Origin of the sequence: Paenibacillus sp. ACRRX (assembly GCF_022346885.1) — a bacterium.
Lineage (GTDB): Bacteria > Bacillota > Bacilli > Paenibacillales > Paenibacillaceae > Paenibacillus_B.
Genome location: NZ_JAKRNK010000002.1, coordinates 461,967 through 476,663 on the forward strand (window position 1 = coordinate 461,967; position 14,697 = coordinate 476,663).

Consider the following 14,697-nt stretch of genomic DNA (forward strand, 5'->3'; position numbering starts at 1 on the left):
TTTAATTGCAAGGTGTAAGCAGCAGTTGGGTCAAGCGACGTTCTTCCTCCACAACTTCCTGCAACCTGATGCAGCAGGATTGGAACACTTCTGGCTTGTACACAGGCAGATACAAAAAACGAACGACGCCTTTACGTACTTCATCCCATTTTTTAATGATGCGTTCGATGGACTGCAAAGTATCACTCTCAACTCCGTATAACTGCCTTATGCGATAGCTGTCCACATGTTTGGCGTTAATCACTTCGTTGCAGAATGTAATCGTATCGTCCAAATGGAGTTTGAGCTGCTCCTCATCGGATGTCCAGCGACGGAATGACTCGATATAAAGGGTAAGCGCCTGCACACTTTGTTCCAACAAATTCAAGCGTCCATTCAGCAGTGAGACATAAGCGTGAAGCGGCTGTTTGACTTCTCCATGGATTGTCAGGGAGGAAGATTCAGCGCTGAAAATATAGTGAGTCGCCTCATGTCCGCGATGCAAAAAGCGTTCACGGAAGCCAAGGTGTCCCTGCTCCAGGTCTGTGAAGGACAGAACACATTTCTTGTATGACAAGTTTTCTCGACGGTCATGCTCTATCACATGGAACATCTGTGCCGCCTCGTTATAACCATATACAAGCAGCGTATGATCCAGATGTTCCTTTTCAAAAGTATCTTTGCGTATCGATTCGTGGTAAGCATCGACCCACACCACTACAGGACTACCATGTGAAATTGCTTCTATTAGCTCGGCCACAATGTTACTGGAATCTGCTCGTATATCCACCTTAATATTCAATTGCTTAAACATCTGCTGCATCGGATATTGCTCGTCGTAACGGATGCGGTACCCTTTGTCCAGATTTGCCTCATGCTGCCCGCTCTCTGCCTCGTGGTCATATTCATATAGAATTAGATCGTTAAGCATTATGCGCAGTGGGTCTTGACCAAAGTGCCGCACGATTGGAAATACCGAGTTAAAGAAACAATTTTTGTAGAACACATCGTTAAATGGCTCAATCGCCGGAATGATCACCTGTAGCGGTGTTCTATTCATCTCAGAGTCGGTCAACTCAACGAGTGCTGCTTCAGCTTGAGACACTTCTGCAATAGTCGCAGCAGCTTCTGTATGAGCGACTGACATTGTAGCGCTTGGCTCTTGTATATCATTTGATATTGCCTCATGACTTGAACCGACTACGTATGCAGCCAGCTCTGTGATTGAGCTAAATCGATACAGATCATCTGAGTTGATCGTGACGTGTTGCCGCTCCAACTCTACCTCCATTCGGATAGCTTGAATGGAGTTGCCGCCTAGCTCAAAGAATGAATCGTAGACGTCAATTTCAGTTATCCCAAGCAGCATTCCCCATACATTTGCAATTGTCTGTTCCGTCTCGCTGTATTGCCTGCTGTCCCTGCCCGTTAATTTCACAAACGCAATCGAAGACGAAGCTGCACTCACAACTGCCGCTTGATCAGGTAAGACAGGACCTCGCTCACCAATATCAGACGAGTACTTATCACCCCCTTTTTCTGCCTTTCTGTTCTCTTCTGTATAATCAGTCATTGATTCCAACCAGCAGCGTGACCGCTGAAACGGGTAGGTCGGTACACTGACCGTATATCGTTCTTCATCCAAATAAAGCAGTTCCCACTCGATGTCGGCACCTTGCGTATAAAGATGACATACCTCATACAGTCCGTCTGAATACGCTGATGTACGAGCCAGCATCTGTTGAATCAGTTCCCTGCACCGCTCGTTCTTAGTTCGTAGTTCTTCACTTGTCAGTGCCCCTACTTGGCTTTCTCCTCGCTGTACATTTCGAATCCGATGCTCGCCGTAGTACACGCCCTCGAGCTGAAGAACTGGAGTTAGGTCTGTTTGTTGAAGTTGAGTCAGCTTTTGCCAAAGTTCTTTCTTGTCGTGTGCGGTCAAAGCTAATCGATATCCGTAATGTCCTCTACCCGTATTTGCTGTATAACAGATGGATTGTAGATCCGCTGATGAGTTAGGCAGTAAAACTGCATACTCATCAATAAGCTGCTTAATTCCTAGTTTGCTTTTAGCCGATAAGCACAAGGCCACCAGCTCTTGCTTAGGCTGGGCAGCCACTCGATTAGTGGTCAAGAGCGCATGCTCAGTAGGCGCTTCCTCCAACACAACATGACAATTCGTTCCGCTAAAGCCAAAAGAACTGACTCCACATCTCAGTGGGGTATCCCCTCCTTCCCAGTTACGTAGTTGGTCATTTACGTAAACTGGCGAGCTTTCAAATGAAATTTTGCGGTTGGGCCTCGTAAAATGAAGGGTTGGCGGAAGCTGCTTATATTGAAGCGCAGCTATCGCTTTCAGAAGCCCAGCTATGCCAGAAGCGCTGTCCAAATGGCCCACATTCGTTTTGACCGAGCCCACCGCGCAAAACTGCTGCTTACTTGTGCGTCGTCTAAAGGCGCGCTGGATACCGTCAATTTCGATTGGGTCACCAAGCTTGGTACCCGTGCCGTGAGCTTCGATGTAGGTGATCGACTCCGGCGGAATACCTGCGTCTTTCCATGCTTGCAGAAGCAGTTGTTCCTGCGCCTGCGCGTTGGGTGCAGTAATGCCTGCTGATGCTCCATCCTGATTAACCGCGCTGCCTTTGATGACCGCATAAATACGGTCCCCGTCCTCGATAGCCCGCTCCAATGGCTTCAGCAGCAATGCTGCTGTACCTTCTCCCCAGACCGTACCGTCTGAGCTGTCGTCAAAAGTGCTTGTTCTAGCATTTGACGATTCGATTCCAATCGCAAACACATCGTCCACTGGCATGAGGCATACCTTCACCCCTCCAGTGAGCGCTTGATCACAATCCCCGTTTCGTAGAGCCATACAAGCCAGGTGTACAGCTACCAAGGAGGAAGAGCAAGCCGTATCCACCAGAAAGGCTGGTCCTTTAAAATCTAGCAAATAAGAAATCCGGCTCGCGATTAGAGAGGGCGTATTCCCAATACTAGCCATATCCACCAGTGTTGGCTGCCGCTTCGAAATGTATTGACCATATACGGGCCAATCTGCATAACCTAGGTATACCCCAGTACGACTTCCTTTCAACCGATTCCCGCCATATCCAGCGTCCTCGATTGTTTTCCAAGCCGTTTCCAGAAACAGGCGCTGATTCGGGTCCATTAATGCCGCTTCTTTGGGAGATAAGTTAAAAAATCCGTAATCAAATTGATCAATTCTATCCAAATATCCGCCTTGGCTGAAAGTAATTTCTTGTTCATCAAGGCTCGTAAATTGTGTAATAAACGGTCGAGTATCCTGCTGCCTCTCAAGCGGCAAGGGTCTGACAAATTGTTGGCCATCGCGAATATTAGCCCAGAACTGCTCTAATGTGTTCGCTTGAGGCATATCCACACCAACGCCAATCACCGCAATATCCTTCACGTTGGGCACGTGTTCCTGCAACTTGAGAGCCTTCAGAACTTGAAGTCCTGTCGCTCGATCCATCTTGCCGGCAGCCACATGTTCAAATATGATCTGAGCAGCTTTCATACTCGGGCCACCTCCATTAAACGGTAACGTTCAACAGCTTCAGCGATCGTCAACGTTCCTGCCTCAATATGATCGAACCACGCGGACACCTCGGCCTCAAAACGGTCTTCCTCTTCCATTGGGACTGGCGCCGAAGCTTGCAGGCCAAAGCTAACATATTCAGCTAGCTTGGCAATGGTGGCATAGGAGAACATATCAGATATCGTCACCATGCCCGGATATTGAGCTTCAACCAGCGCATGTACTTTTGTGACCAGTATTGAGTCGCCGCCAATTTCAAAAAAGTTAGCGTTAATATCCAATTCCTCATAACCTAGAATGTGCCGCCAGGCTTCAGCAATACTCCGCTCGATGTTCGTATAATGACTATCTGCCTTCCCCTTAAGAGCAATTGCACTTGCTTTAATTTGCAAAGCAGGGCTGCCTATGCCTTGTCCCTTGACGTGATGTTTCGCTTCAATCCCGCTTACCCGTTTCTCCAACTGTTCTTGAACACGTTCAGTCATGCGGAACGGCAGCTTGTCCCCTAACTGGAACAAGACGGAATTTACATTTAATGGACCTACATACATTTGTGTAACATCATGCCTTAACGCGTCAGCAAAAGCTTCGATCCCTTTTTTTACTGGCAGTACTTTAAACAGCTCTTTGTCTTCATCAACTTCTGTGTTCTCTGACAGACCCGTGTTATCCCATGCTGGCCAATTCAAGACAAACGTCCGCTTGCCTTGAATCAATGAACGGTTTGCCGCAACAGCATCAAGATAAGCGTTGGCAGCCGTGTAAGGTCCCGAGCCCATACCACCGACAAGTGTAATGGCAGAGGAGAACAAAGCAAGAAATTCCAGATTGTCATCTCGCAGTACCTGATCCAATACCCATGTGCCCTGCACCTTCGCTGCCATCACTTTTTCGAAATGATCCTGTGTCAACCGTCCGCTTATGTCTCCTTCAGCAATTCCTGCTGCATGAATAACACCTGTAACGGAACCGTATCGTGATCTAATATCGTCCATGATTGCCTTTATGTGCGTTTCGCTCGTAATATCAGCTTGTACACATACAATCTTTGAGCCTGATCGCTCTATTTCTTGTAGAGTAGCGATGGTACGACTTAAGTAGCCACCTGTCATATGCTGTTTCATTTGAGGTGGTGCATGATGAGATGGATCTGTATTAGAAATTTCATGTACAGCTGTATGTGAAACGTCGTAAGAATTGTCAATTGTAAAATGGTGATTATGATCGGATAAACGTTCCTGATGTAAAACGTACTCGTGGTGGGTGGGTTGTTCTTGAAGAATATGGTTCCATTGTGTTTGCTCCGGGAACGGAGATCGGTTAAGCAAGATGATCTGAACAGGCTGTTGCCAAGCCAAGTATCGGGCTATGTGAAGTCCGATGCCTCCAAGTCCCCCGGAGATCACGTACACGCCATGAGGTTTGATCACTGGCTGATTGTCATCCATTTCTTTGTTTGCATTTGGCAAGTCCAGCTTGTCCAAACGCTCTACATAACGGATACCTTGTCGGTAGGCTGTTACATACTCTGCTGCGGGTGCACTGATTTCATGTATACAGCAATCCATGTCTGAATCCGAATCCATATCCAAACATCTGATGTGGATGTATGGATATTCCCATCCTATTGCTTTGCTGAATCCAAATAAGGACGCATGCTCAGGCAGCAACGGATCAGGCAGACCTTCAAACGATGCCTGCATCTTGCCTCCGATTGTCGAGGTGCCGCGGCGGGCAATGATCGTTAACTCCAATGCTTCATTCCACTCTTGACGAATGATCGCTTTAATGATGCGGTGGAGTCGATATGCCCCGCTCTCCAAACGATTCTGGAGATCCGTAAGTGTTGCAGGTACTGTCGCTTCTTGTATCGTGCACATAAATACAATGTGGCGAACGTTTCTTTCCTTAAGCTGCTGCAGCAGCTTGTCATAGTCGGCTTCGCTGTCTTCTATCAGGTATGCATCCCTATCAACTTGCTTGTAACGTCCGGCGTAACCAACTTCAATAACAGTTGTTCCTGACTGGCGAAGCTTATCATTAAAAGCTGCAGCAGCCCCATCGTCATTTTTGAATACAAGCGTTGTAGCTCGTCTCATCCCAACCGAGTAGTCTCCGGATAAGGGCTGTGGCTGCCATACGGTATGGTAGTAGCGATTGTCATCTGTGGTCGCGGTTGTGTGCTGATCATAATCCGCCAAATTCAGCCAGCAACGTTTGCCTTCAAACGGATAGCTAGGTGCATGCAGCCTGTTTGGCCTTACTCTGCGATACAGCGTATTCCATTGAATTTCGGCACCATGCGTATATTTCTCAGCTACTTGGTAACACGCTAGTTGGTCCGACTCCATATAATTAAGCAATGCTCTATTACCTGCTAATGACAGTTCTTTGCGGTCACTATCGGATTCAGGTCCAGCATCATAATAGTAGTAATGCACTTGTCCCTGGCGGAGTCCTTCTTGCTGTATCGTAAGCAGAGTGGATCTGAGATGCTCACTACTTCCCGTCACTACGGCCAGCCGATGCTGATATTCGCCTCTACCCGTCTGCAGCGTATAACATAGATCACTTAAATTCATATCAGTTCCAACGTCTAAATAATGGATGTAATCTTTAACCGACTGCTGCAACGCGTCCCTTGTTAAGGCAGACAGTACAAAAATGTAATCCTTCTTATCCGTCTGTAATCGGGGAGCGGAATTCAGATCCGTCGATTGACGATTTTTGACTGGTTGATTCGCTTCTTCCAGAACAATATGGCAATTCGTGCCGCTGATACCAAATGAACTAACGCCGCAGCACCGTTTTTCAGCAGGATTGCTGGTCCACTCGCGCAGCTTGTCATTTACATAAACGGGTGAATCCTCGAAGCTGATCTTACGATTCGGGCGCATAAAGTGAAGTGTAGGGAACAGCTCCTTATACTTTAAAGACAGTGCTGCTTTGACAAGACCGGCAATACCAGCCGAGCTGTCCAGATGTCCGATATTACTCTTCACGCCACTTATCGCACAGAATTGCACCTTGTTCGTATATCGCTGGAACGCACGCCGGATGCCATCCATTTCAATCGGGTCACCTAATTTGGTTCCGGTTCCGTGAATCTCAATATATCCCATTGCTTCGGGATTAATATTGGCACGAGACCATGCTTCGGCAAGCACCTGCTCCTGCGCTTCCGCATTTGGTGCGGTTATACCTACAGAAGTACCATCTTGGTTGACTGCGCTTGACTTGATGACCGCGTAGATCGCGTCGCGGTCTTCCTGCGCTTGTCGCAGCGGCTTCAACAATATGGCTACAGCGCCTTCTCCCGTGCCTGTTCCATCAGCGCTATCATCCAGTGCTCGTGTTCTTGATGTGGATGATTCCACCCCCACTTCAAAATCACGCACTGGAATGAGATGAAGCTGTATTCCGCCTGCAATCGCTAGATCGCACTCTCCATTGCGAATCGCCTGACAAGCCAGATGAATGGCAACCAATGACGAGGAACAGGTCGTATCTACGGTCATGTTAGGGCCTTTCAGATCCAGCAAATACGCAATTCGACTCGCGATCATCGGCCTAACATTGCCTGGCATAGACATGGAATAGGCCTCAGGCTCCACTAGGCTAATCATGTTTTTGTAATCAGCATCTGAACCATAACCAAGATATACGCCCGTGTTGCTGCCCGTCAGCATTGCTCCCCCATATCCTGCATCTTCGATGGCTTTCCATGCCGTCTGTAGAAACAGACGTTGATTGGGGTCCATCAATGCTGCTTCTTTGGGTGACAACTTAAAGTAGCCATAATCAAACTGATCAATGCCCTCCACATATGCCGCTGCACCATATTGAATGGTATGGGGATCTTTGCCGATATGATAAAAGTACCGATCCGTATCCTTTCGGCGCGCTTCTGGAAGATCACGGACACAATCTTTTCCTTCTCTGAGATTGTGCCAATATTGTTCCACAGTGTCGGCAAGCGGCAGCTTTAACCCGATTCCGATAATCGCAATATCGTAGGCCTCATCTACGTCGCTCTGGAATGGATCGGGAGCTGCTGCTGACTCCTCAAATAGCGAGTTTTTTAATGTAATGGAGCTAAAATCCAACAATCCCACCTCCTTCTCATCAAGCACACGTTCTTTTACGTACGAGCATAACGTTCTGACAACTGATGCAGCATATCTTGATAAGCTTGCAGCAATGCCGATATTTTCTCTTTCTTCAGTCGCTTATCATTAAATCTAAAGCTTGCAGTCAGGCCTGACCCTACCTCTTCTTCGTCCAATAGAAGCATCAGATCGTATGTCCTTAACCATTCGCCTCGCTGTGACACCTCCGTGTTATACGCTGCCAGCGAAAGTATTTCTTCACTTCCTTTAGACTTATGAACTAACATACGAGGCGCTGTGTTTATCGAATAGCGTACCTGAGGTTCTGAGCGTGTTGTATGCACAATACTGAACAACTGTGCAAACCCCTGCAATTCTGACAAGTTAATGGCTAGTGGAATGACTTGTTGACCATCTTCATCCATTAACTGGATCGTCGATTCCGTGCTGCCGTTAATCTGTGTTAGCAAATAGGCATACATGGAAAGCAGGAGATCAACTAACTCCGTTTCATGATCAAGCGCCATTTGTCTTAAAGAAGTTACTGTTCCATGCTCAAGCTGGCATTTAATAGACATTGAACCACCAGCTAAGGGTTGGTGCGAAAAGTATTCAGCTGGCAGGCGCTGATAGGCAATTTGGGGAACCTCTGAAGCTTGTGCATGCTTCAGATCGACATACTTTGCAAGCTTAGCAATAGTCGTATGTGTAAATAAATCAGTAACGGTCGTCCCCCAGTTGTACTTCTTCTCCAGCTTAGTATGGAGCTGCATAAGCAGGATCGAATTGCCTCCTGCCTCAAAAAACGGCTCGTGTCGTCCTATATGTTCTCTTCTCAACACGTCCTGCCAAGCCTCAAGAATAAGCGCCTCCGTGCTGGTCAAATCTGTCTGATCGCCATCTTCCAGTGGATCATGCAGTCTTTGGTTAATCGCCTGCAGCGCCTTTTTGTCCACTTTACCGTTAATGGTTAACGGTACGGCATCCATGCGGTACATCACCGCTGGAACCATGTACGCAGGCAGTTTGTCCGCTGCGTATTCTCGTAATGTTAGCCCTGCACGCTCAGTCTCCGAATCATCTATTAGCTGAATATAAGCCGCCAGCATCTTGCTGCCATAGCCATCATCTACTGCCAACACTATAGCTTCCTGAACTGCCGTATGATTGCGCAAATGGTGTTCAATCTCTCCTAATTCAACTCGATATCCCCTGATTTTGACTTGTTCATCGCTGCGGCCGACATAGTGGATGCTTCCATCCGGCAACCACTTGCCAAGATCACCTGTCCGATACATTAGACTTTGTCGGTGTACAGGATCGAGTACAAACTTCTCTGCCGTTAACTCACTCCTATTCATATAACCTCTTGCAACACCATGTCCTGCTATACATATTTCACCAACCACACCAATTGGCAGCAGTTGAAGATAATCGTCCATTATATACACGTTATAATTGAAAATAGGTCGTCCGATCGGCACATCCTGCTGCTCGCTGCCTGTACAACGATGATAAGCCGCACACACGGTTGCTTCTGTGGGTCCGTACGTATTGTAAACCCGCCCCACTTGGACTAGCTGCCGGATATACTCGGGCTTTAACACATCTCCTCCACTAATATATGTGTGCACGTTTGGCAAACCATGGCGCTTGTTGATCTCATTCAACAACAGCGGCGAGCACGACACGATACTTACGTTATGATCGCGTGTGAGCTGTGCCAACCGTTCCAGATCGAGCACATCCTGCTTGTCGGCAACAATGACGGTTCCTCCTACTAGGAGCACGGGATACACTTCTTCCACGAATTGATCAAAAGAACAAGAGGACTGTTGAAGAAAGCGATCTGCACTTGTCAGCTGAAACTCTTGTTGAAAGGCTGCAGTGTAAGCCAATAACTGACGATGTTCAACGATTACTCCTTTAGGCTTGCCAGTTGAACCAGAGGTATAAATGATATAAGCAGCTTGTTGGGCTTCTACGTGTTGTGGCAAATTCTCAAAGTCTCGCTGTTCTACGCAGTCAGACTCCGCCGTCTCCAATCCAGGTTCCATCTGCAGTATTGCACCATTAAATGAAATACGGCACTGCCATTCCTCACTTGTGATTAGCACCCTAGCGTGGCTGTCCTGTAACATGTATTGAATTCGTTCCTCGCTATATTGATCATCTATCGGAATATAGACACCGCCAGCCTTTAGAACTCCAAGCATGGCAATAATCGTGCAAGCTGATCGTTCCAACAGAATCGCAACCGGCTGTTCTGACAAGAGTCCTTGTTCAATTAGACGCTTAGCCAGTCGATTCGCCTGTTCGTTCACCTGCTTATAATTGATAGAATTGCCGCGATGCACAATTGCCGGTTGATCACCAAAGACTGCAGCTTGTCGCTCAAATAAACGATGTACGGGTTCAACCGCATCCTGCGCAGCAGCAGGCTTGTTAAAACAAGTGGTGATGACGCTCCACTCTTCCTCGGTCAGCATAGCTAACTGGCATACCGGCTGCTGAGCGTCTCGAATGATGCCAAGAAGCATCGTCTTCAGATGACCAGCCATTCGTACCATCATGTCCATTGAAATGCGCTGCGGATCAAAGGAGAGATCAAATTCAATTATGTCCATCGTCATGACACCTAAAGTAACGTCGTAATGTGTCATTTCATGCATATGATAGCTGTCAATCTTCAAGATACGATTTGAGCGTATTCGTTCATCCAATGGATAATTTTCCAGAACGACAATCGTGTTAAACAATGATTCCGCCCCAGACAACCCGCTGTAAGTTCCAATGTCGATCAACGGTGTATGCTCAAATTCTTCTCGTCTTGTACATTGCTCATGAATACGGTTCACCAGTTCCAATGCTGGCTCTTCTTCCTTCATTGTGATACGCAGCGGAATGGTATTAATAAACAACCCCACCATATCTTCCACACCATCTAATTCCGGCACTCTTCCCGACACCGTAGTGCCTATTACGATGTCAGAAGACTGTAAGTACTTTTGCAGCACACTTCCCCACGCCGAGTATAAAAGGGATGCGAGAGTTATTCCATGCTGTCGTACAAAAGCAGAAACCTCATCCGACTCTATACCGGATAGGTTGACAGTTACATGCTTTACAGATGAGGCTGCTCTTTGCGCAATAAAAGCCTCGTTAGCCAGCGGAAGCGACTTTCCTGCTTCTACACCGCTAAGCAAGTCATTCCAATATCTACGCTGTTTGTCGGCGTCCTGATTCTTTAGCCACTTTACCAGCTCTTTAAATTTTGTTTTTTGGGGCGGAGTCTCTCCGGAAGACATTGATTGTGTTGCTAACCGTTCATATTCCTCCATCCATTCCTTCAAGACAACTCCATTGCTCCACCCGTCATATAAAATATGGTGCCAACTGATGATCATCTCGCATTGATCCGCCTGGATTAACAGCAGCGCAATACGAAACGGTTGCTCCTCTAACGTGATTGCAAGCTGTTCCGTACATGACAGTTCTGCTCGCCTTGCAAGCAGTTCGTCTTCTGCCAATGTGGTTCCATCGTACACATGCAGTACAGCAGGTTTATGCTTTAGTACAACTTGAATCGGACTCTCCAGTTTATCCCAACGATAGAGTGTTCTTAACATCTCATTTCGTGAGATGACGGCATCCCACGCCGAACGCATATGATCGACAGCAATTTGGCCTGTCAGTGTTAATACAAGCTGCTGCACATAAAACGAGCGATTTTCCTGTCTAACATAATGAAACAGCATGCCTTCCTGCGTAGGTGTTAACGATACGATGTCCTCTACATTTGACTTGTCTATTTTGTTGGATTGCCCAGTAGCAGCCACAACATTCATCCTCTCCATGTTCCATTGTGCTCCATATATTGCTTACGACAATGATTTCTTCTCGGAACTTGCAGTTGCTGCGATCTCAGGCAAGCGTCCAGCTTCCTGACGTACAATCTGGCCCATGTCCATCTTAATAATGTGATCCGCCAGTTCGAAGAATCGATCATCATGTGTAATCGCTATGATACATTTGCCCCGCTGCCGAAGCTCTGGCAGCAGCGTATGGTAGAAAAAGGCACGGAATTCTGGATCTTGATCTGCCGCCCATTCATCAAACAAATAGATGGGCCTGTCTTCTAAATAACTGATCAGCAGCGCCAACCGCTTGCGTTGACCGGTTGAGAGCTTAATCGTATTCAGCTTACCGTCTTCAATATTGACTTTGTCCTGCAGATGCAGTGTACGTAAATAAGTTTGAATTTCTGTTTCTTTATGTTCTGTTTCCAGTCCGTATAGTTTCTCGAACAGATGAAAATCGCTAAAAATGGCAGCGTATTTCTGACCAAGTGTTAGACTGTCAACGACCTGTCCATTGATAAACACCTCACCCTTTGTCGGTGTATAGAGACCTGTGATCAGCTTGGCAAGTGTTGACTTTCCACTTCCGTTACCTCCAGTAATGAACGTAATCTCTCCCGCCCGGAAGGAAAAATGAATCGGCCCTACCGTAAAGGTATCACCTTCCTTATTGTCATACTGATACTCTACAGCTCGCAGTTCTACATCAAGCGGCTGCTCCTCCACCTTCGTATTAGGTGACGTATGATCAACTTGTATCCGTTGCTGTTGTGCCCGATATTCGTCCAACTGCTTTGATAACTCACTGATCCGATTCCAACTTATCCGAACTCGGAATATATTCGGAATCGTTCCTAATATGCCATGGACAGGTCCTGTCATGTATAAAAGAACAAAGACATAGTTTCTTAATGCGTTCACTTTAAGATCAGTGAATAACAGCGGAAATAGAAAGGCCACAGCTCCAATAACTAAAGTAAACAATAATTCCCCGATAACGTTGACGTTGGCAAACTTCAATCCACCTTGAATCCGTTTCTCACGATACGTGTTGCAGCTTGCTTGCATATCCGCCTTAAAGTCCTGCTTTTTGCCGTTATGCAGACTCAGTTCTTTAAAGCCGGTAATCAAGTCATTTATAAACTTAAAAAATACATTTTGAATATCTCTTGTTTGTTCCCACAACTTGTTGGCCTGACGACCAATTGCAAAGTGTAATCCTGCTGCAATAAAAATAAAAGCTACCGACACAATTAGGCCATACACGCTGATAATGCCCATATATACAAAACAGCATATTAACGTAACAAAGCTGGTCGCCCCGGTAATTACGATACCGGAAAATTCGCTGATCGTTTCTGTGTCGTTGTTAAGTGAGGCCTGAATCGATCCGTCCTCTAAACCTTCGATCCGCTGGTAGGGAGTATCCAGAATTTTATCGATCAACTCTGCCCTTTTCTCATAAACCATGTCATTTGCAATGTAAATTAATCTTGTCCGAACCAGCTTCTGACCAACTACGTAGATCGCAATCCCCACCGCAAAGTACAGCAGAAGCCCACCCTGAAAGCCATCATCCCGATTAAGGGTTTCATTGACGATAAAAATAATAAGTGCGTTCCCGAATCCACTCGCTATGCTTAACAGCGTCAGCGTAAACATCGAGCGATCATTCTTCTTAGGAAATAACGTGGTCCAAATGAAGTAAAAGTTAAACAGCAGCACTGCAAAAAATAACAATATAATTGCTGTGATAAAGCTCTGTGGAGCCCACACCTTCACAAAACTCCACGATAACCCGCCATAAATCACATCTGGAATCCGGTACAAGCAGTACGTGAATCCTGACATAAACAGCAGGGAAATAAGCAGATTGGCTGCCAGCTTGCTGCCGCTACCGGCATACCGCCGCTTGCCTCTCACTGCTTCCCATACAGCAGTACCCGAGAACCAAATGATCATAAGCATCGCGGGAATAGAGATAAATAAGATAGCAGATGCGGTATTGTCCATGCTTTTATATTGATCTGTAGCAGGATCGGGAAGCTCTTTGCCTAACAGCATTTGCATAATCCCGTGTCCAATAGTCTGTGTATACGTCGAGTTCAGATTAGCGAGTACACCTACGCCGATCCCATCCTGCGGTCTAAACAAAAAGGCGGATGAAAAGTTGGGGTTCTCTCCCCCGTGTGTAATTTCACCGCTGCCCCGTTGGTGAACCGTCCAACCAGCAGCGTAGGACGATCCATCTCCACCTGGCATCACCGTCCGATCAGGTGCATGCGACTTATCGATAATTTGCTGTGGAAATGTAGGTGCGATACCCTCTTTCTGACCAAGCTGGATGCTCAACCATCTGCCGATATCATTGGCACTGGACATGACATAACCGGCTGGCGTGTTCCCTCTATATACAGGTGCATCGTATTCAATGGTTCTGAGCAGATTGAACTTATATCCTTTAGCCATCTCTTCAGCAGGAACGTCGCCCCGAAATAAATAAGTATGCTGTAATCCAAGCGGATTGAGTACTTGCTCAGTCACATATTGCTCATAGGTCTTACCTGTTACGAGTTGGATGATATAACCGAGCACATCATAGTTAATCGTAGCGTAAGAATACGTTTCCCCAGGCTTATCGTCCAACTCAAGACCTTCGAGTGTCTTCACCGTCTGTAGAAGCGCATCATCTCCGTCTGCTATCGGTATGTCACCGATCGTGTCAAACGGAATTCCGCTTGTGTGGTGAAGAAGCTGATACAGTGTAATATCTACAGGTTTTCCTTCATACGTAACCTTAAATGTAGGAATATATCGATTTACGGTATCCTCCAAATGTAATTTGCCTTCTTCCACAAGGCGAAGCACAGCAATTCCCGTAAATGCTTTACTTGTCGAGCCTAATTCGAAGACTGTATCAGACGTTACCGGAGTAGACGACGATTGGTCAGCATAACCAAACCCCTTTGTAAACACCGGCTTATTATTCTGGAGAATGACAATGGATACCCCTGGTATGTCCCCTTTGGACATCTGCTGCTCAATGTAGGCTTCAATCTCTTTTTCCTTGCCCGCGAACAGATCAGCCGCCGACACTGATCCCATTGGAATTAGCAGCAAACAGCAGATAATAGCCAATATCGGAAAATGCTTTAGTCGAATCATATCGGACCCTCATTTACGATTT

The 14,697-nt window shown here is 46.6% G+C and carries 4 protein-coding genes; all 4 read right to left on the minus strand.

Annotated features, from left to right (window positions below; translation table 11 throughout):
* Position 1: 1 nt before the first annotated feature.
* Genes MH117_RS07545 through MH117_RS07560 form a run of 4 tightly spaced genes read right to left on the minus strand, consistent with a single transcriptional unit; the run spans position 2 to position 14,675 of the window.
* Entirely contained in the window at positions 2–3,520 is a 3,519-nt protein-coding gene (locus MH117_RS07545; RefSeq protein ID WP_239328068.1) for a beta-ketoacyl synthase N-terminal-like domain-containing protein, read from the minus strand.
* Entirely contained in the window at positions 3,517–7,647 is a 4,131-nt protein-coding gene (locus tag MH117_RS07550; RefSeq protein WP_239328069.1) for a type I polyketide synthase, read from the minus strand. The genes MH117_RS07545 and MH117_RS07550 overlap by 4 nt, the downstream gene beginning before the upstream one ends.
* 35 nt (positions 7,648–7,682) lie before the next feature.
* Positions 7,683–11,507, minus strand: a complete 3,825-nt coding sequence (locus MH117_RS07555) for a non-ribosomal peptide synthetase (RefSeq protein ID WP_239328070.1) — start codon at positions 11,505–11,507, stop codon at positions 7,683–7,685.
* Positions 11,508–11,531: 24 nt separating this feature from the next.
* On the minus strand, positions 11,532–14,675 hold the full coding sequence (locus tag MH117_RS07560) for a cyclic peptide export ABC transporter (RefSeq protein ID WP_239328071.1): 3,144 nt from the start codon (positions 14,673–14,675) through the stop codon (positions 11,532–11,534).
* Between the last annotated feature and the right edge of the window lie 22 nt (positions 14,676–14,697).

Bases quoted from the DNA above. Each gene is read 5' to 3' on its own strand.
- MH117_RS07545 (WP_239328068.1), bottom strand. From the start codon at position 3,520: ATGAAAGCTGCTCAGATCATATTTGAACATGTGGCTGCCGGCAAGATG.
- MH117_RS07555 (WP_239328070.1), bottom strand. From the start codon at position 11,507: ATGGAGAGGATGAATGTTGTGGCTGCTACTGGGCAATCCAACAAAATA.
- MH117_RS07560 (WP_239328071.1), bottom strand. From the start codon at position 14,675: ATGATTCGACTAAAGCATTTTCCGATATTGGCTATTATCTGCTGTTTG.